This is a genomic window from Companilactobacillus zhachilii (assembly GCF_003606365.2).
Taxonomy (GTDB): domain Bacteria; phylum Bacillota; class Bacilli; order Lactobacillales; family Lactobacillaceae; genus Companilactobacillus; species Companilactobacillus zhachilii.
Genome location: NZ_CP031933.2, coordinates 2,053,007 through 2,072,328, shown reverse-complemented (window position 1 = coordinate 2,072,328; position 19,322 = coordinate 2,053,007). Strand labels below are relative to the sequence as shown.

Sequence of the window (19,322 nt, the reverse complement as noted above, 5' to 3'; positions counted from 1 at the left end):
GGTCTCGGAGCTCGGTTTTGAACTTCGCAAAGTGCGCGAATTTCAAAACACGTCCTGTGCTGTAAGGACGAAACGTCCTAACACCACTATCACTGCTGGTATCCGTACTCGCACCTAGAGACTAGTTTATTGGTAGATTGGGACTATATTTCAAAAAATAATAGGAATTAATAAAGATGCTATCGAATTTTTTATCGATAGCATCTTTTTTTGATAAGCGGAAAACTGAGTAATTTTATATGATATATTTTAGTTAGTGATTTTTTTCGCATTATTTCAAATTTTAATTGTTAGAGGTTGTAGTCATGGTAGACAGAATTAGTTTAGGCTTGGATATTGGTGTTGCATCGGTTGGATTTAGTGTGTTGAATATTGACCAAGGTAAAGTTGTTGAGTTGGGCGCTAGATTGTTTAATGCCAAGGTGGCTGAAGGTAATCAAGATCGTCGTAGCATGCGTGGTTCTAGACGATTATTAAATAGAAAAAAACAACGTCGTCAAGATACTGCTAAGTTATTTGAAAAATTTGGCTTGATTGCCAATTATGATAAAGAGAACTTTTCAGAATTATTTGATAACAATGAAAATCCTTATGAATTAAGGGTGAAAGGTTTAACTGAGCAGTTAACTAAAAATGAATTGGCTGAGAGTTTATATCAAATCGTTAAACGACGGGGAATTAGCTATGATTTAAAAGATGCCGATTTTGAAGATGGTGGAACTGATTACTCAAGTAGTTTACGTCTGAATAATCAAGCTTTGGAAAATAAAACACCGGCTGAAATTCAATTACAGCGTTTGAATGAGTTTGGAGCTGTGCGTGGAAAAGTTGTTGTCGGGGATGATTTAGATAGTCAAAAAGTTTTGTTAAATGTTTTTCCGACTAAAGCTTATGAAAAAGAAGCTCAAAGAATTATTGCCATGCAAAAGAAATTTTATCCGGATATTTTAACAGATGAGTTCGAGAAACAATATTATTCAATCTTGACGCGTAAACGCGATTATTTTGTTGGACCGGGTAATGAAAAATCACGGACTGATTATGGTATTTATAAGACTGATGGTCGGACACTAGACAATTTGTTTGAAGAGTTAATCGGCCATGATAAAGTTTATCCTGATGAATTAAGAGCATCTGCGGCATCGTATACTGCACAGTTGTTTAATGTCTTGAATGATTTAAATAATTTAAGAATCTTGAGTTATGAAGATGAAAAGTTAACTCAAACTGATAAAGAAACAATTATTAACGAATTAAAGAATAATGTCACAACTGTTAATATGATGAATTTAATTAAGAAAGTTACTGGTTGTGAAAAAGATGATATTAAAGGTTATCGAACTAATGATAAAGATAAACCAGAAATTAGTTCAATGGCAATTTATCGAAAAGTTCATAAGGAATTCTTGAAAGCTGACGTCGATATTACTAAGTGGCCGATTGAATTTATTAATAAATTGAGCTTTATTTTGACGTTGAATACTGAAAATGGTGAGATTAGAAAACAAATTGTTAATCGATTAAAGCCTGACTTTGATTTTGTAGATGATGAGTTGATTCAAATAATCATTGATCATAAGGCTAGTTTTGATATAACTACCAATAATAAGTGGCATCGCTTTTCAATTAAGACAATGAATAAATTGGTCCCAATTATGATGGAACGGCCAATTGAACAAATGACTTTGCTGAATGAATTGGGATTAGTCAGAAAAGATTCAAAACGTTTTGCTGATAATAAATATTTGCCATATCGTGAAATAGCTCAGGATATTTATAATCCAGTTGCAGCTAAAGCAGTCCGCGAAGCTTTAAAAATAGTCAATGCCGTTTTGAAGAAGTATGGTCATATTGATTATCTAGTCGTAGAGATGCCTCGTGATAAGAATCTTGACGAAGAGAAGAAACAGATTGAAGATTTTCAAAAGCAAAATAAGGCAGCTAAGGATTCCGCCTATCAAGCATTTGTTTCGTCAGTTGGTGATGAAAAAGCAGTTAAGATAGCTTTGAGTAAGAGTCGAAAATTACAGATGGCTATCCGTTTGTGGTATCAACAAAATGAAATTGATCCTTACAATGGGAAAACAATAGAAGCAACTGACCTATTAAAAAATCCTGATAAGTTTCAAATAGATCATATTATTCCACAATCAATTTCTTTTGATGATGGTATCAATAATAAAACGCTCTGCTTTGCTTCAATGAATCAAGTTAAAGATAAGAAAACACCATATGAATTTCTTAATGAAGGTCATGGTCAAGGTTGGGCTAAATTTAAAGCAACAGTTGTCGCTAACCCTCGTTTTAATAAGAATAAAAGGCAAAATTATCTTTTTGCTGAAAATGTCAGTGATATTGAGACTAGGAAGAGATTTATTTCCAGAAATCTAGTCGATACTCGTTATTCGTCACGGGTTGTGTTAAATAGCCTACAAGAATTCTTCTCAGAAAAAAATGACGGTACTAAGGTAACTGTTATTAGAGGAAAGTTCACTTCTAATATGCGTAAACACTGGGATATCAATAAGACCAGAGAGACTTTCCATCACCATGCGATTGATGCATCGATTATTGCAGCAACACCATTTTTGAATATGTGGAAAAAAGGTAGCAGTATTTTTCCTAACAAAGTTGGTGAGGAATCAATTGATATTCAAACAGGCGAAATTTTAGATGATAAGCGATTTGATAAAGTCATGTATAAAGAACCATATGAAGGGTTTTTAGATGACGTTAGAAATGCCGATGGTCGAATTAAATTCTCGCATCAAGTTGATAAGAAGATGAATCGTAAGGTTAGTGATGCAACGATTTACTCAACTAGAATGGGTCAATTAGCCAAAGATAAAAAAGCGGCTGAATATGTAGTTGCTAAAGTTAAAGATATTTATTCAGTTGATGGATATAAGAAATTCAAGAAAGTTTTCGATAAAGATAAGACTAAATTTCTATTGGCTAAATTTGATGCAAGAAGTTTTTCTGAATTAGAAAAAGTCTTGGATATGTATCCAGACAAGATTGATCAGACACAAAATAACGGTAAAGTTAAGTCAGTGGATATTAGTCCATTTGAACTTTATCGCCGAGATCATGGGATGATAAAGAAGTATTCTAAGAAAAATAACGGTCCAGTTATTAAACAGTTGAAGTATTTGGATAAGAAGTTAGGTTCACATATTGATATCACACCTAATAATGCTAATGGAAAACACGTTGTTTTGCAGTCTTTGAATCCTTGGCGGACAGATGTTTATTTAAACCATGAGACTGGTGAATATGAAATCATGGGTATTAAGTATGCTGACTTGAAGTTTCAAAAGGGGGGAGTATACGGTATAAAGATGGATAAATATTTGGAAATCAAGAAACGCGAAAAAGTTGCTGATGATTCTGAATTTATGTTTACTTTGTATCGTAAGGATAGAATTAAAATTAAAAGTAAAGATAGTTTAGAAAAGAGCGTAGAATTACTATTTTGGTCAAGATCCAAGTTAGATCACAAATGGAATGCAGAGTTGAAACCTATCGATAGATATGTATTTTCTGAAGGAACCATTCCAATCTTTGGTAATACGAAAACGCAAACCATAAAACGTTTAGTACCAAAAAATTGTAAAATTTGGAAAGTAAATACAAATATATTAGGTGATCCATATTACATTGAAAAAGAGTCAGATTATCCTCAAGATATCCTTGATTAATCCGTTACAAATTGCTATTATTTTGTTTGTAAGGGACGCCTTATATGTTTGAACGTTCATTCGACTTAGATTTAGTTTTACTGTTTCTAAATCTTTGAAGATCTACAAAAATAAGGATTTATTCCGAATTTACCACCTATTTTAAAAAATAGGTGGTTTTTTTTATCCAAATTTGGAGGTGATGTTATTGGGATGGCGAATTGTCCATGTCAAAGAAGGAGATGTTTTACGGTTACGACTAGACAGTCTTGAAGTTTTAAAGAAAGAGAATAAGGTTTATATACCCTTATCGGATATAACGATGATTGTTTTAGAAGGTAATCGAACCACTATTACAACAAAATTGTTATCGAGCTTAAGTCAAAATAATGTTGGTTTAGTTATTTGCGATGATAAGTATTTACCAGTTGGAATTTACCTACCATATGGTCAGTATCATCATTATTCTAAACGTGTTATTCGACAAGCTGAGTGGACTAAAGAACAAAAGGGACTTATTTGGCAGAGTGTGATTAAGCAAAAAATGACGAACCAGGTTGATTATGCTAGATTTGCTGGTGTAGATGAGGACCGTTTGAATTTAATGCAAGACTTAATCTCAAATTTGCTCATTGGTGATACAACGAATCGGGAAGGTCCAGTTGCTAAAGTATATTTTGATTCGCTATATGGTAAGTCATTTACCAGGGATGATGAAAATTTAATTAACGGTGCTATGAACTTTGGTTATGCAATTTTAAGGTCGTGTATGGCGCGAATTGTTGTTGGTAATGGTTTAGTTACTATGTTAGGTATTTTTCATCATAATGAGTTCAATAGTTTTAATTTGGTTGACGATTTGATGGAACCATTTCGTCCGTTAATGGATTACTGGGTAAATGAATATGTTATTAACGATAAACAAGATTATCTGAGCTATGAAGCACGATTGAAAATCATTGAATTTATGAGTCAGAAAATCAAAATTCAGAATAAAAAAATGACAATTGATAATGCCATGCAAGAATATGTTGCTAGTTTTATATCTGCTATTGATGAACAAGATCCTGCATTATTGGTTGATATTAAATTGGAAAATCTTATAGGTGAGGAAAGTTGAAATATCAAAATATGAGAATGTTATGTATGTTTGATTTGCCCGTTGATACGCCGAATGAAAAACGACAGTACCGTATTTTTCGAAAAGAATTGTTACGTAATGGTTTTACTATGTTGCAATACTCAGTTTACTATCGTGCTATCCAAAATCGGGCAGGTGGCAAGAAATATGAAAAAGCTCTTAAACAATATTTGCCAATTCATGGGGAAGTTCGACTAATTTCTGTAAGCGAGAAGCAGTTTAATGATATGCAGATTTTGGTTGGAAGTCGAAGCAAGCAAGAAGAGCTTGTTGGTAGTAAGGAATTGGTTTGTATATGATTTTAAAAATAGAATTGGAAAATCAGAAGTTCTTAGATATTGAATTCGATGATGCTGCCTATATTAGTGGACCAAATCAAAAACAATTATGGAAAATTTTTCGTAGTTTATATTATTACTTTAATAAAAATCCTAAATTAACTGAGAACATTTATGGTGATAACAAAATAGAATTGATTTTAGACGGGCACCCATTATCTGTGAAGAATAATGATTTTTATTTTATTAACAATCGTGACAGTATTTATGGTCAAATGGTTTATAAGAAGGACTCTTTGTTGTTTGATTTGCTGAATAGTTTAAGTGATGATCTTGGAATTGATCGGTCAATAGAGAAAATTAATGATGAACATCTACAATTAGAAATTACTGTACAAAAACTATTAGATGTTTATTCTAATAACTTAAGGGTCGAATTCCAAGATTTAAGTTATTTTGATTTTTTGAAGAATAATTTGTTAATGGGTTATGAAAGTGATGACGACAGTTATCCGTTAGAGTTTATGGACACTGAAACGTTGTTAGATGAGTATTTGAATTTTTTGGAATTTAAACTAAAAGACAATGGTAACCCTGTCTGGCTGGTGCTTTATAATTTGGATAATTTCATATCCTTAGAGGATAAGCATTCGTTTTTAATTAAAGTAAAAAGATTAATGACTAATTATGATTTGAAATTACTATATTTAGGCAATACTCTTAATTCAGTCCCCATAGAAATTAGTGATATTGATAAGATTGTTGTGTCAGCCGATAATTTTCATCAATTATTACCATGTGAAGAATTTTTGCATTCAGTTAAACTTCACTATCCGAATGAATTTAATTTGACGGAAACTGAATTTTCAAAGGCAGTTGGAAGAATTGCTCCATTTATAGGAAGTAGTGAAAAGTCCTTTATCTCGAGTAAAGATTTGGTATTATTAAAGGTGGTAAATGATATTTTGGGTTACGAGACGTCGTTTGATCTAAAGAATCAATTGCTAACTAAAGCAGAAACCGAATTTTTGAAAGACTAATTGACGGATGAAATTTTGAATTTGAGGCTTTTGTACCTTCAAAGATTTAGAAACAGTAAAACGATGAGCGGCTTATTGATGTAACCAAAAAGGCTTTTGTACCTTCAAAGATTTAGAAACAGTAAAACCAAGCATGGTTGAAAATATCAATCCAATCTGCTTTTGTACCTTCAAAGATTTAGAAACAGTAAAACTTCATATGAGTGTCGCAGCTAACAGAGACAGCTTTTGTACCTTCAAAGATTTAGAAACAGTAAAACGATCAGGAGTACCGTCAGTCGTCTTAGTATGCTTTTGTACCTTCAAAGATTTAGAAACAGTAAAACTTGGTGGAGTGTCGGCGGAAGGTGGCATCAGCTTTTGTACCTTCAAAGATTTAGAAACAGTAAAACTATCCAAATGGATTTGAACTAACCGCCTGGGCTTTTGTACCTTCAAAGATTTAGAAACAGTAAAACCCTTATCATCAAACTGTATATCGAAGTTGGGCTTTTGTACTTTCAAAGATTTAGAAACAGTAAAACCATCGCTACCAGTGCCCTTTGCAAACATTGGCTTTTGTACCTTCAAAGATTTAGAAACAGTAAAACAAAATTAATGATAATCATTTGATTTCTGATGTTTTTGTACCCGACGGTTTGAGTTCGCTTGTATCGCTCGTGTTTTTGTACCTTCAAAAATTTAGAAACAATGAAAAATCTCCATCATAATCCTAGACAAAAACAATCTAGGATTATTTTTATACCCACAAATAATTTTCCCTATTGCCCCCACAAACCAAATAATATAAGATAACCTCAAAACAATCGAAAGATGAGGAATCACTATGAAAGCTATTTTGACAGTTTTGGGTCATGATCAAGTGGGTATTGTGGCTAAGGTTTCAACTAAGTTAGCGGAACTTGATGTCAATATTATTGATATTTCGCAAACTTTAATGCATGACAACTTTACGATGATGATGATGGTGACATGGGATGATGCCACTAATTTTGATACGGTTAAGAACAGTCTCAGTGAACTGGGTAAGGCTTCAGGTTTAGACATTCGGATTCAGCGTGAAGAAATTTTTGATGCTATTCAAAAACTCTAGGGGGTTCCTATGGAAACTAATTCAATTTTAGAAACGATTCAGATGATTTCTGAAGAGAAACTTGATATTCGAACTATTACGATGGGAATCTCACTTTTTGATTGTATTGATAGTGATGGTGAGAAAGCTCGTCAAAAAATTTATAATAAATTGATGACTAAAGCTAAGGACTTAGTAAAGGTTGCTGACAAAATTGAGTCAGAATATGGTATTCCTATCGTCAACAAAAGAATCTCGGTAACTCCAATTTCAATGATAGCTGCTGCATCTGGTGATAAGGATTATGTGGCTTATGCCAAGATAATGGATAAGGCTGCCACTGAATTAGGTGTTGATTTAATTGGTGGCTTTTCAGCTTTAGTACAAAAAGGGTATCAGTCTGGTGATGTTAAATTGATTCAATCGCTACCTCAAGCTTTGACGGAAACTAGTCGTGTCTGTGGTTCAGTTAATGTTGGTTCTACTCGTTCAGGAATTAACTTAGATGCAGTTGGTCAAATGGGACAAGTTGTGAAAGATTTGGCTAAAGTTGATCCAGTTAATTGTATGAGCTTAGTTATTTTTGCTAATGCAGTTGAAGACAATCCCTTTATGGCTGGAGCATTTCATGGAGTTGGTGAGGCTGACTGTGTTATTAATGTCGGTATTAGTGGACCCGGGGTCGTCAAGAGTGCTTTGGAACATGTCAAAGGTCAACCAATTGATGTTGTTTCTGAAACGATTAAGAAGACAACTTTCAAGGTAACTAGAATGGGCCAATTTGTCGGAGATCTGGCTTCTAAGGCATTAAATGTTCCATTTGGGATTGTTGATTTATCCTTAGCGCCAACGCCAAATGAAGGTGATTCTGTAGCAGAAATCTTAGAAGAAATTGGTTTGGAAAGTGTCGGTGCACCTGGAACTACGGCTGCATTGGCCTTACTGAATGATGCCGTTAAAAAGGGTGGTGTCATGGCCTGTGAACATGTCGGTGGTTTATCCGGAGCCTTTATTCCTGTCTCAGAGGATGCTGAAATGATTCGAGCTGTCACTGCTGGTAGATTAAATATTGAGAAACTTGAGGCAATGACAGCAGTTTGTTCAGTTGGGTTAGATATGATTGCGATTCCTGGTGATACAACCGCGGAAACAATTAGTGGCATGATTGCTGATGAAGCTGCCATTGGTGTGATCAATAATAAGACAACGGCTGTGAGAATTATCCCCGCCACTGGTAAAAAAGTTGGAGACGTCGTTGAATTTGGTGGCTTGTTTGGGAAAGCTCCTGTAATGGCAGTCAATACAAATAGCCCGGCTGATTTTATCCATCGTGGTGGTCGAATTCCAGCACCAATCCACTCATTCAAAAATTAAAGTTTTATACTAGACTGTGACAGAAGGTTTAAATTCATTTATTTTGTCATAGTCTATTTTTTTGGAAAAATTACTTATATTATGACGTCATTTGTGGTACAAAGTATGGGAGGTGTATTAATGAAAACCAGAACTAAAATTTCATACATCATTTTAAAGTATGATGACCAAACAGATAATATTTATACCAAAACTTCCAATAATGAAAACCACGCTTATGAAGTACCTGCCTTTGATTACGTTCAAAAACGAGAATCGACATTGGTAGACGCTAAAAATTATATTATAGAAAAGTTCGTCGACTTTAATACATTTATTGATGAAAATCACGTGTTTATTCCTTTTATTGACGTAACTTTTGAAAATGATATTAAAGTATTTACATATGTTGCAGTAATTTTTGAGTCTAATCAAGATATGTTCTCATCGTTAAACTACGAGTCATGGCATCGAGTTAAATATGACCATCACAAGCAATATTGGAATTTAACTTGGGGTAATGGATTAACTGATCCAGTTGATTTCAAATTTGCCAATGATGCGATTACCGATTACACTGCTAATCCACGTGATAGAGATGAATTGACATTCAACAATGTGATGCATTTCGTAACAGAGCAGACGAATGATTTCCCAATCTTAGGCTTGATGTCGGGTAATAAATTTACCATGAAACAAGTTTTCCATTATCAAGATTTGTTGGGGATTGAAACGTTGAAAGCCGGCAATAATGCAACATTTGAGAATCAATATTCAGATTCGATTCAACCGATAGTTGATGACCGTTTAACTACGTCTTATAAAATTAAAAGCAATTATCTGAAAAAAATAAGTTTGTAACAAAAAATATTTTGACCTTAAATTTGTAGTGTCAATTTGAAATAGAGCAAAAAAGCTAGATATTCTTTTGGGATTTATACCAAGAAGAAATATCTAGCTTTTTTGATTATATTCAACTTCAAACAATACAGCACTTTTTTATCAAATTAGTTACATCGTATTACTGAAGCCATTTTCTATTTATATTTATCCTCTAATCGACTCATCCAAAGTGCTAACAGACAGCCAACGATGAAGAAAGCAATGCTCAACAACCAGTCCATGCCGGTGACATTTTGGTAGGAAATACTTTCGGCCAAATAGGGGTTGGGTATCAGAATCAAAATGGTACTGGCTAAAACGATTCCTAAGATGAAATGATACACTCGGGAATGATGATGTTTAATTAAACTTTCCATAGCCTTGGAGAAGGTCAATAGTGAAATAATTCCTCCAATTGCAATGGGAATGAATACGAGCGGATCAAAAGTTTTGAATCCTTTTAACATTGGAGTGTACAAGCCTAGGATAATTAATAAATTTGATGGGCTTAATCCGGGAACCAATACACCCAAAGCAATCAGAATACCCGCAATAATGAAACCAAAGAAATTAGCAGGGATGGTTCCTAAAATTTCACTCATGAAGTAGAGGAATAATCCTCCGCCGATGAGCATACTGAAAAACCAAATGATATCAATTTTGTCACGTTTTGTTTGAGAAGTGGATTCCCTAACCAATGTGGGCAAAGTTCCAAAAATGGTACCAGCAAAGCCCCATAGGACAATCATTTGATAGTTGGCTAAGAGATATTCTAGTGGTTTGGATAGGACACCGATACCGACAATTCCACCTATACCTATTGGTAAAAATATAGAAAATCACGTTTGAAGTTTTTACGAACGTGAGCCATGAAACTCAATAGACGTGCATAAATACCCATAATGGCCGCTAAGACACCGCCGGAAACTCCGGGGAGAATGAACCCTAAAGCGATGATTACACCCTTGAAAAAGCGAATAAAAATATTATCTCGTTTTGTTTTCATATATCCTCTTTAGAAAAAGTTATTTTATTCACATTATCAAAAAATATATGTTATGGCAATTAAAATATGGAATACGCGTGGTGATAGTTAAATGTTCCGCCTCCAAGAGCAAGAAATTTTGGTCGCTATGGGGCCGATTTGAGCCGAAGAACGGTCTCGAAGCTCGCAAAAACCGCGAGTTTCAAAAGTCATCCCGCGGTGTAAACATTAAAGTGTTAACGCCACTTTCACAGCGACCGAAATTTCTTGTTCTTTCCGGCAAATTTATTCGTTATTTTTTATACAGAATGAGTTACTATCTTTATACTCTGAAGAACTAGAACATCACAACTTAAAGTTTATTTTAAAACTTTCAATCTTTAGCTGATTAAGGCAAATAGCTCCAGCAATCCTAAATTGGATTACTGGAGCTATTAATTTTATATAAAAGTAACCAAAACATACACTCTAATGTCCATAATTGCCCATCTCAAAATAAAAAAGGGAACAATATTAACTATTAAAGTCTTCCAATTCGATAGATTTTTCAGTCCATTGTTCTTCGATTTTATCTTGTTGCGCTTTATTTTCGTCGAGTTCTTTTTGAAGATCGGCCAATTTGCTGTATGAAGTGAGATTTTCTTCCTTAGTCATTTCTTTTTGAATAGCAGTATTCTTAGCTTCTAGTTCAGCAAGCTGACTTTCAAGGTCTTCAACTTGACGACGTAATTTTCGTTCTTGTTTTTGTTGTTCCTTAGATTGTTGATACTCAACCTTCTTTTCACTAACAGTTGAAGCCTTTTCAGTTTCTTCTTCAGTAGGCTTGTCGGTTGTCTTCTCCAAGTAGTAATCGTAGTCACCAAGATAAATTGTGCTTCCGTGACTACCGATATCGACAATACGGCTAGCTAGTGTATTCAAAAGGTAACGATCATGGGATACGAAGAGGACGGTTCCGGCAAAACTCTTGAGGGCATCTTCTAGGACTTCCTTACTGTCAATGTCCAAGTGGTTTGTCGGTTCGTCCATTACAAGAAAATTATTATTTTCCATTGATAATTTTGTTAATGTTAATCGAGCTTTTTCACCACCAGATAGTCCTGCAACTGGCTTGAGAACATCATCACCGCTGAATAGGAAAGCACCTAACTTTTTGCGGATAATTTGTTCATCTAGTCGTGGATAACGGTCCCAGATTTCGTGAAGAACGTCTTTTTTAGGATCAAGGCCCTTTAAATTCTGGTCGTAGTAACCGACTTGAACATTGGCACCAAATTGACTAGTTCCTTTGATTAGAGGAATTTTACCTAAAATTGATTTAAGAAAAGTTGATTTACCAATACCATTTGGTCCAATGATACCAACGCGTTCACCTTTTTTGACATCTAAGTTGATAGGCTCAGACATGATTTCGTTATCGTATCCGATTGCAGCATCTTTGACTAGTAAAACATCGTTACCACTTTCTTTGTCGATATCAAATGAGAAGTGAACTGAACCTTGATCACTGCCAGGACGTTCCAAAACATCCATGTGTTCCAACTTTTTACGACGACTCTGGGCCATCTTAGTTGTTGAAGCACGAACAATATTTTTTTGAATGTACTCTTCAGTTTTCTTGATTTCAGCTTGTTGTTCTTCGTAATGTTTCCAAGCAACTTCTTGGTTCTTTTTCTTTTCTTGCAAGTAGAAAGAATAATTACCAGAGTAGTGAGTTGATGAATGTTGATTGATTTCAACAATCTCGGTCGTAACTTTATCAAGGAAGTATTGGTCATGGGAAACGATAACTAATGCACCACGATAACCTTTCAGATAACTTTCTAACCATTCGACGGTATTGATGTCCAAATGGTTAGTCGGTTCATCCAAAAGTAAGATATCGTGATGTTCCAAAAGCATCTTTGCCATAGCTAAACGAGATCTTTCACCACCAGAAAGAGTAGAAATTTGGTTTTTCCAAACATCTTCATCAAAGCCGAATCCCTTTAGAACGCTGCGGATTTCTGATTGATAACCGTAACCATTTTCTTGACGGAAAGTATTTTGTAGTTGGTCATATTGTTTCAGAATGGCATCGTAATCGTCGACATTTGGATTGGCAAGTTTCTCTTCTAGAGCGTGCATTTTCTTTTCTTGTTCTTTAAGATAATCAAAAACTTTTTCCATTTCCAAAAAGATTTGATTGTCACTATCGAGTCCAGAATCCTGGGCTAAATAACCAATATTAGTATCTTTTTTTAGGGCAATATTGCCACTGTTGTAACTCTCTTGATCAGAGATAATCTTCAACAAAGTTGATTTTCCGACACCGTTTCGACCGACTAAACCGATGCGGCTGTTGTCTTGAATCTCAAAACTGACATTGGAAAAAAGTTTCTTTGTTCCGAAATTTTTCGTAATGTTTTGTGCTTGTAATAAAATCAAAATATAACTCCTTTATGTATTCACAATTTTATCATTAATTAATAATTTATGCCTTTATAGGTTTAACGTATTGCGTTTTTAGTGATTTTTATTTACTATGAATGTTAGTGAAATGACACACATATGGTGGTAAATTATGACAAAAACAACAGTTCCAAACGCAACAATAAAGCGTTTACCAATTTATTATCGTTACTTCCAATTTCTCAAGGATGAAGGTACAAAAAAAATCTCCTCTGGTGAATTATCAGAAGGGGTCAAGATTGATAGTGCTACAATTAGACGTGACTTCTCATATCTAGGTGCACTTGGGAAACGTGGTTATGGCTACGATGTAAACGATTTAGTGGTCTTCTTTAAGAAGCTGTTGAATCAAGATAAACGAACCAATGTAGCCTTAGTTGGAGTTGGTAATTTAGGTAACGCCTTACTAAATTATAACTTTTCTCGGACGAATAATGTTCGAATTGCGGCAGCTTTTGATATAAATAAGGAAATTGTCGGTACAGTTAAGAGTGGAGTTCCAGTTTACGATATTAGTGAATTGAAGGAACAACTTAACTTGCAACAGATCGATGTCTGTATTTTGACAGTTTCATCAAACGCTGCACAAACGACGGCTGACTTGTTAGCTGATGCAGGGGTTCGAGGAATCTTGAACTTTACACCAGTTATCATCAATGTTCCAAACAGTATCCGTGTTCATTATGTTGACTTAGCTAATGAATTGCAGACACTGATTTTCTTCTTGGATCGTGATAAGTCAATGAACGAAGAGACAAACTAAACTTTTGGGGGAATTTTTTTATGAGTGAACCATTATTTTTGAAACCTGTCTTCCATGAAAAAATCTGGGGCGGCAGAAAATTAGAAACTAAATTTGGTTATAACATTCCTGATGGCACTATCGGTGAATGCTGGGCTATTTCTGGACACCCACATGGCAGATCAGAAGTTGAAAACGGCGAATTTGCTGGTCAATACGTTGATGACCTTTGGAAAAATCATAGTGAACTATTTGGCAATCCTAAAGGCAAAGTCTTCCCATTGTTGACAAAAATTTTGGATGCTGAAGCAAGTCTTTCTGTTCAAGTGCACCCAGATAATGCCTATGCTGCTGAACATGAGCATGAATTAGGTAAGACTGAATGCTGGTATATCATTGATGCTGAACCAGGTTCATACTTGATTTACGGTCACAATGCTAAGAATAAAGCTGAACTTGATCAAATGATCGAATCAGGCGATTGGGACCACTTATTGAGAAAAGTTCCTGTTAAGACAGGCGATTTCTATTACGTACCAAGTGGAACTGTGCATGCTTTGAATAAGGGTATCATGGCCTTGGAAACCCAACAAAGTTCAGATACAACATATCGCTTGTATGACTATGATCGTGTCGACAAGACAACAGGCAAGAAACGTGATCTTCACATTAAACAATCAGAAGACACAATTACCGTTCCTCATAAAGATCCAAAATTAAATATCGAATCAAAACAAGTTGGACAAAATAAATTTACAACCTTCGTTCAACCACCAGTATCACCATTTTTCTCAGTTTATCACTGGGAAATCAAAGAACCAGTTGAATTACACCACCAAATTGGTAAGTATACATTAATCTCTGTGTTAAGTGGAGAAGGTAAGATTACCGTTGATGGTAAAGATTATGATTTGAAGAAAGGTATCCATTTGATAGTTCCAGCAACAGTTGATGCTTGGAAGTTGTCAGGTGACTTGGATATTATAGCTTCAGAGTCTGGAGAAGAATAAAAGAGGGCGGAAACAGGGCGGTCAGCTCCCGAGCATTTTCGTAACTATGTGAATTACACGCTGGTTTTGCGTGTGATTTGCATAGTTATGAAAAGCGGAAGGAGTTGCCCTGTTGTAGCCCGTTTCAGAGCCGCTGCATATTTAACCTCTTTTTTGATTACAGTTGCAGATAAACATATACAATTACAATCAAAAAATAGTAATTTCTAATCAAAAACCCAAAAAACATTAAGAAAAGTCGAAATACCGGAAAAATAAATCCGTATATTCCGACTTTTTTTATCTCAAAATTAAGTAAAAATAGAACAATAATGACGTTACATTCTGATTTTGTTCGGACTAATTAAGAAAATGAAAAATATTTTAATTTGAAATCGCTATCATTCCCCTATTTCTTAAAAAATCTTCTATAATTAAAGACATGTTAATTCAAAAGGGGACTTAAAATTGCAAAGACAACGTTTTTTTCGAGTTAGTCTAGGTTGGCAAATTATTATTGGCCTGATCCTAGGAATTATTTTGGGACAAGTATTTTACCAAAATAAGGTTGCTATACAAGTAATGCAGAACATTGGAACCATGTTTATTTCAATGATTCAAATGATTGTTCTACCAATCGTTATCTCTTGTTTGACTGTTGGTATCGCCAATATGGGAGATATTAAGAAACTTGGTCGAATCGGGTTAAAAACTTTAATTTATTTTGAAATTATGACTACTTTAGCGATTATTATTGGGATTGTGGTGGCTAATGTTACCCACCCCGGTACCTATATTGATATCCATAGCCTAAAAGGTTCGGATATTAGTCAATATACTGCAACTGCTAAAACTGCAAAACATTCGGGTATTTGGTCAATCTTGATGAGTATCATCCCAACTAACATCTTTGAATCACTAGGTAAGGGTGATATGTTGCCAATTATCTTCTTCTCAGTTCTCTTTGGACTAGGAACGGCTTCAATCGGCAAGCAAGGCAAAATTATTACTGAAGTTTTAAATGCCGTAGCTAATGTGATGTTTAAGGTTACTAATTGGGTTATGCGTTTAGCTCCAATTGGTGTCTGTGCTTTGATTGGTGTCACTGTCGGTGAAATGGGCTTCAATTCATTGAAACCGTTAGGACTATTTATTTTGATTGCTTATGCGACAATGGCATTTTTCGTATTTGTCGTTATGGCAGCCGTGGGACATTTATTTCATGTTAGATTTTATGAGTTGTTTAGAATTATTGAAAATGAAGTGACATTAGCTTTTACAACAGCTAGTTCAGAAGCTGCTTTGCCAAAAATGATGGAAAAAATGCAAGATTATGGATCATCAAAAGGAATCGTTTCTTTCGTAATTCCAACTGGCTATACATTTAATCTTGATGGTTCAGCCATTTATCAATCATTGGCTGCATTATTCCTCGCTCAAGCTTACAATATTCACTTAACCATTGGGCAACAAATTACCCTTGTAGTGGTATTGATGTTAACATCTAAGGGGATGGCCGGAGTGCCCGGAGCATCGTTTGTTGTACTCCTAGCCACAGTATCGACAATCGGTGTTCCAATGCAAGGTTTGACCTTCATTGCTGGTATCGACCGTCTCGTAGATATGGGACGTACTGCTGTTAACGTTGTCGGAAATTCACTTGCTACAGTTATTATAGCTAAGAGTGAAAAGGAATTTGATGAAGATAAACGGGAAAAGTATGTTGCGTCATATACACGTGGGGATTAGTAAAGACACTCCATGTAGTCAAAAACGATTTAAACACACAGAAATAGCCTACCGAAAAATGGTAGGCTATTTTTTATGCATATGGAAATTACTATATGATTCCTAACGTCAATACAATGGCATTCATCAGAATGTGACTGCCGGCGCTGACGTAAATATTTTCTGACTTGTAGTAAACGAATGAGAACCAAAGGCCCATAAATACGTAAACTAAAAATCTGGTATCTTGATGCATAAAAGCAAACAAGAGTGCTGAAATAATTGCAGCAATATAAATGTTAGTTGGCTTAATCAAATTGGCAAAAAAGACACGTCTAAAAATAATTTCTTCCATGATTGGAGCCGCAATCATCACGTAGATGAAATAGTATGGATATTCTTTGACCATTAGTAACAAACTGAGTGTGTTTTGAGAATCGGTACTAGCGTGGAAAAGTAATTTATCTGCAAAGCCGATTCCAAATTGAACGACTAGTGCCCCAACTGTTCCTAAAATAATCCATTGCAAATCATGATTTAAGTCTGAGCTTTTTTCAAATTCCAATGGACCACTCTGTTTGACTAAATAAATCATTAGACCGGTTACAATCAATGCAGCAATCGTAACGGTTATAAAGTAGGCTGAGCCTGTGATAGAGAACATCGTTAGGATGGAACCTAATGATAATAACAGGATATAGGCCAATAATGTGAAAAACTGATTTGTTCGATAAGACATAATTTCCCCCATATTTTTTAAAGGTAAATACTTGCAACTTCACAATATAATGTTAATATAAAACTTGTGATTAGCACAAGAGATAGTTGAGTGCTAAAAGACTTACAAAAACATTGAATTAATATTACTGGAGGTATTTAAATTGTTAAAACCACTTGGAGATAGAGTCATTGTAACAGTCGATAAAGAAGAAGAAAAGACAGTTGGTGGCATTGTTTTAGCAAACAACGCTAAGGAAAAGCCCCAAACAGCCGAAGTTGTTGCCGTAGGTGACGGTCTAGTTGCTGATAATGGTACTAAATTACCTATGAGTATTAAAAAGGGTGACAAGATTCTTTTTGATAAATATGCAGGCTCAACAGTTAAGTACGAAGACAATGAATATTTAATCCTTCATGAAAAAGATGTCATGGCAATCGTTGACTAATTAAAATTAAAACTTAAACAAGAAAAATTTATTTTAAATTATGGAGTGTGAAAATTAATGGCTAAAGAAATTAAATTTTCAGAAGATGCACGTTCAAAGATGTTAGATGGTGTTAATAAACTAGCTGATACAGTTAAGACAACAATCGGACCTAAGGGTAGAAACGTTGTTCTTGAAAAGAGTTATGGTTCACCAGAGATCACAAATGATGGTGTTACAATCGCTAAAAGTATCGAATTAGAAGACCACTTCGAAAACATGGGTGCAAAGCTTGTTTCTGAAGTAGCTTCAAAGACAAATGACATTGCTGGTGATGGTACTACTACAGCTACCGTTTTGACACAAGCAATCGTTAAAGAGGGTATGAAGAACGTTACAGCCGGTGCTAACCCTGTTGGTATCAGAACTGGTATCGAAAAGGCTACAGATGCTGCTGTTGATGAACTTCACAAGATTTCACACAAGGTTTCAGGTAAGAATGATATTGCTCAAGTAGCTTCAGTTTCATCAGCTAGTGAAGAAACTGGTAAATTAATTGCTGATGCCATGGAAAAAGTTGGTAACGATGGTGTTATCACAATTGAAGAATCAAAGGGTATCGATACAACACTAGATGTTGTTGAAGGTATGCAATTTGATCGTGGATACATTTCACAATACATGGTTACAGATAACGATAAGATGGAAGCTGACCTCGACAATCCTTACATCTTGATTACTGACAAGAAGATTTCAAACATTCAAGATATCTTGCCATTACTACAAAAGATTGTTCAACAAGGTAAGTCACTATTGATTATTGCTGATGATATCGAAGGTGAAGCACTACCAACACTTGTTTTGAACAAAATTCGTGGTACATTCAACGTTGTTGCTGTTAAGGCTCCAGGCTTTGGTGACCGTCGTAAGGCTCAACTTGAAGATATTGCTACATTGACTGGTGGTACAGTTATTACTTCAGACCTTGGTCTTGAACTAAAAGACACAACTATGGATCAATTAGGTCAAGCTGGTAAAGTTACCGTTACAAAGGACAACACAACAATTGTTGAAGGTTCTGGTGACAAAGCTGCCATCCAAGAACGTGTTGATTTGATCAAGAAACAAATCAGTGAAACAACTTCAGACTTTGACAAAGACAAGTTACAAGAACGTCTAGCTAAATTAGCTGGTGGTGTTGCTGTTGTTAAAGTTGGTGCTGCTACTGAAACTGAATTGAAGGAACGCAAGTATAGAATTGAAGATGCTCTAAATGCCACACGTGCCGCTGTTGAAGAAGGTTACGTTGCTGGTGGTGGTACAGCCTTGATGAATGTTTTAGGCAAAGTTACTGCACTTAAAGCTGAAGGTGATATCCAAACAGGTATCAACATCGTCGCTCGTGCTCTTGAAGAACCACTCCGTCAAATTGCTGAAAATGCTGGTATGGAAGGTTCAGTTATCGTTGAACATATCAAGAACGAAAAGAACGAAGTTGGTTACAATGCTGCAACTGACAAGTGGGAAAACATGGTTGACGCCGGAATCATCGACCCAACTAAGGTTACACGTTCAGCATTGCAAAACGCAGCCAGTGTTGCTTCACTATTGTTGACAACCGAAGCTGTTGTTGCTGACAAACCTGATAAGAATGCTCCTGCTGCACCAGCTGCTAACCCAGCTGCCGGTGGTATGGGCGGTATGATGTAATTTTTGCATCAATCTAAATTACGATAAATTCAAAGCGTTGGTAGATTAATTTCTATCAACGCTTTTTTTTGTCTTAGTTATTCTAACTGTACTTAATCCGATAATTCTAATTATTGATGTCAAAAT

General features: G+C 35.1%; 14 protein-coding genes, 1 pseudogene and 1 CRISPR repeat array. Of the genes and pseudogenes, 12 read left to right on the top strand and 3 right to left on the bottom strand.

The features are described 5' to 3' along the window. Positions 1-305 precede the first annotated feature (305 nt). The 7 genes from cas9 (at position 306) to D1B17_RS09500 (ending at position 9,425) form a co-directional block, all read left to right on the top strand. The gene (cas9, locus tag D1B17_RS09530) at positions 306-3,701 is read left to right on the top strand and encodes a type II CRISPR RNA-guided endonuclease Cas9 (RefSeq protein ID WP_120141936.1); all 3,396 of its coding nucleotides are present in this window, start codon (positions 306-308) and stop codon (positions 3,699-3,701) included. A gap of 181 nt (positions 3,702-3,882) precedes the next feature. Continuing rightward, positions 3,883-4,800 (top strand): type II CRISPR-associated endonuclease Cas1, encoded by a 918-nt coding sequence (cas1, locus tag D1B17_RS09525; RefSeq protein WP_166806667.1) that lies wholly within the window; start codon positions 3,883-3,885, stop codon positions 4,798-4,800. Positions 4,801-4,811: 11 nt separating this feature from the next. Next, positions 4,812-5,120 carry a CRISPR-associated endonuclease Cas2 gene (gene cas2, locus D1B17_RS09520; RefSeq protein ID WP_120144193.1) on the top strand — a complete coding sequence of 103 codons (309 nt, stop codon included), beginning with the start codon at positions 4,812-4,814 and terminating at the stop codon, positions 5,118-5,120. Continuing rightward, on the top strand, positions 5,117-6,139 hold the full coding sequence (locus D1B17_RS09515) for a P-loop NTPase family protein (RefSeq protein ID WP_137432125.1): 1,023 nt from the start codon (positions 5,117-5,119) through the stop codon (positions 6,137-6,139). The genes cas2 and D1B17_RS09515 overlap by 4 nt, the downstream gene beginning before the upstream one ends. A 26-nt stretch (positions 6,140-6,165) precedes the next feature. Then, positions 6,166-6,836: direct repeats of the CRISPR family, unit length 36 nt; unit sequence GCTTTTGTACCTTCAAAGATTTAGAAACAGTAAAAC. Positions 6,837-6,965: 129 nt separating this feature from the next. Beyond that, complete coding sequence (locus D1B17_RS09510) at positions 6,966-7,232, top strand: ACT domain-containing protein (protein ID WP_120141939.1); 267 nt, start codon at positions 6,966-6,968, stop codon at positions 7,230-7,232. A 9-nt stretch (positions 7,233-7,241) separates the two neighbouring features. Further along, positions 7,242-8,585, top strand: a complete 1,344-nt coding sequence (locus D1B17_RS09505; protein ID WP_120141940.1) for a PFL family protein — start codon at positions 7,242-7,244, stop codon at positions 8,583-8,585. A 120-nt stretch (positions 8,586-8,705) separates the two neighbouring features. Then, positions 8,706-9,425 (top strand): hypothetical protein, encoded by a 720-nt coding sequence (locus D1B17_RS09500; protein WP_120141941.1) that lies wholly within the window; start codon positions 8,706-8,708, stop codon positions 9,423-9,425. A 176-nt stretch (positions 9,426-9,601) separates the two neighbouring features. Here the strand turns inward: D1B17_RS09500 and D1B17_RS09495 are convergent. Then, positions 9,602-10,452 (bottom strand): annotated as a pseudogene (locus D1B17_RS09495) (DUF368 domain-containing protein). Positions 10,453-10,944: 492 nt separating this feature from the next. Next, on the bottom strand, positions 10,945-12,858 hold the full coding sequence (locus D1B17_RS09490; RefSeq protein WP_120141942.1) for an ABC-F family ATP-binding cassette domain-containing protein: 1,914 nt from the start codon (positions 12,856-12,858) through the stop codon (positions 10,945-10,947). A 136-nt stretch (positions 12,859-12,994) separates the two neighbouring features. On the opposite strand from D1B17_RS09490, the gene D1B17_RS09485 reads away from it, so the two are divergent. From D1B17_RS09485 to D1B17_RS09475, 3 genes are all read left to right on the top strand, one after another. Beyond that, on the top strand, positions 12,995-13,645 hold the full coding sequence (locus tag D1B17_RS09485; RefSeq protein ID WP_120141943.1) for a redox-sensing transcriptional repressor Rex: 651 nt from the start codon (positions 12,995-12,997) through the stop codon (positions 13,643-13,645). Positions 13,646-13,665: 20 nt separating this feature from the next. Beyond that, positions 13,666-14,634, top strand: coding sequence for a mannose-6-phosphate isomerase, class I (manA, locus tag D1B17_RS09480; protein WP_120141944.1), 969 nt, complete (start codon positions 13,666-13,668; stop codon positions 14,632-14,634). Positions 14,635-15,081: 447 nt separating this feature from the next. Further along, the gene (locus D1B17_RS09475) at positions 15,082-16,362 is read left to right on the top strand and encodes a cation:dicarboxylate symporter family transporter (RefSeq protein ID WP_120141945.1); all 1,281 of its coding nucleotides are present in this window, start codon (positions 15,082-15,084) and stop codon (positions 16,360-16,362) included. 91 nt (positions 16,363-16,453) lie between these two features. Here the strand turns inward: D1B17_RS09475 and D1B17_RS09470 are convergent, their stop codons facing one another. Then, positions 16,454-17,080: a CPBP family intramembrane glutamic endopeptidase gene (locus tag D1B17_RS09470; RefSeq protein ID WP_240704400.1), complete on the bottom strand. Its 627-nt coding sequence runs from the start codon at positions 17,078-17,080 to the stop codon at positions 16,454-16,456. 142 nt (positions 17,081-17,222) lie between these two features. On the opposite strand from D1B17_RS09470, the gene groES reads away from it, so the two are divergent. Together groES and groL are read left to right on the top strand one after the other, a co-directional pair. Continuing rightward, a complete protein-coding gene (gene groES, locus D1B17_RS09465; RefSeq protein WP_057892210.1) occupies positions 17,223-17,507 on the top strand; it encodes a co-chaperone GroES in 285 nt (94 codons plus the stop codon). A gap of 57 nt (positions 17,508-17,564) precedes the next feature. Continuing rightward, on the top strand, positions 17,565-19,196 hold the full coding sequence (gene groL / locus D1B17_RS09460; protein WP_120141946.1) for a chaperonin GroEL: 1,632 nt from the start codon (positions 17,565-17,567) through the stop codon (positions 19,194-19,196). The last annotated feature ends 126 nt before the right edge of the window (positions 19,197-19,322 follow it).

Excerpts from the sequence above, each read along its gene's own strand:
- cas9 (WP_120141936.1), top strand. The coding sequence starts at position 306 with ATGGTAGACAGAATTAGTTTAGGCTTGGATATTGGTGTTGCATCGGTT.
- cas1 (WP_166806667.1), top strand. The coding sequence starts at position 3,883 with ATGTTATTGGGATGGCGAATTGTCCATGTCAAAGAAGGAGATGTTTTA.
- cas2 (WP_120144193.1), top strand. The coding sequence starts at position 4,812 with ATGAGAATGTTATGTATGTTTGATTTGCCCGTTGATACGCCGAATGAA.
- D1B17_RS09515 (WP_137432125.1), top strand. The coding sequence starts at position 5,117 with ATGATTTTAAAAATAGAATTGGAAAATCAGAAGTTCTTAGATATTGAA.
- D1B17_RS09510 (WP_120141939.1), top strand. The coding sequence starts at position 6,966 with ATGAAAGCTATTTTGACAGTTTTGGGTCATGATCAAGTGGGTATTGTG.
- D1B17_RS09505 (WP_120141940.1), top strand. The coding sequence starts at position 7,242 with ATGGAAACTAATTCAATTTTAGAAACGATTCAGATGATTTCTGAAGAG.
- D1B17_RS09500 (WP_120141941.1), top strand. The coding sequence starts at position 8,706 with ATGAAAACCAGAACTAAAATTTCATACATCATTTTAAAGTATGATGAC.
- D1B17_RS09485 (WP_120141943.1), top strand. The coding sequence starts at position 12,995 with ATGACAAAAACAACAGTTCCAAACGCAACAATAAAGCGTTTACCAATT.
- manA (WP_120141944.1), top strand. The coding sequence starts at position 13,666 with ATGAGTGAACCATTATTTTTGAAACCTGTCTTCCATGAAAAAATCTGG.
- D1B17_RS09470 (WP_240704400.1), bottom strand. The coding sequence starts at position 17,080 with ATGTCTTATCGAACAAATCAGTTTTTCACATTATTGGCCTATATCCTG.
- groL (WP_120141946.1), top strand. The coding sequence starts at position 17,565 with ATGGCTAAAGAAATTAAATTTTCAGAAGATGCACGTTCAAAGATGTTA.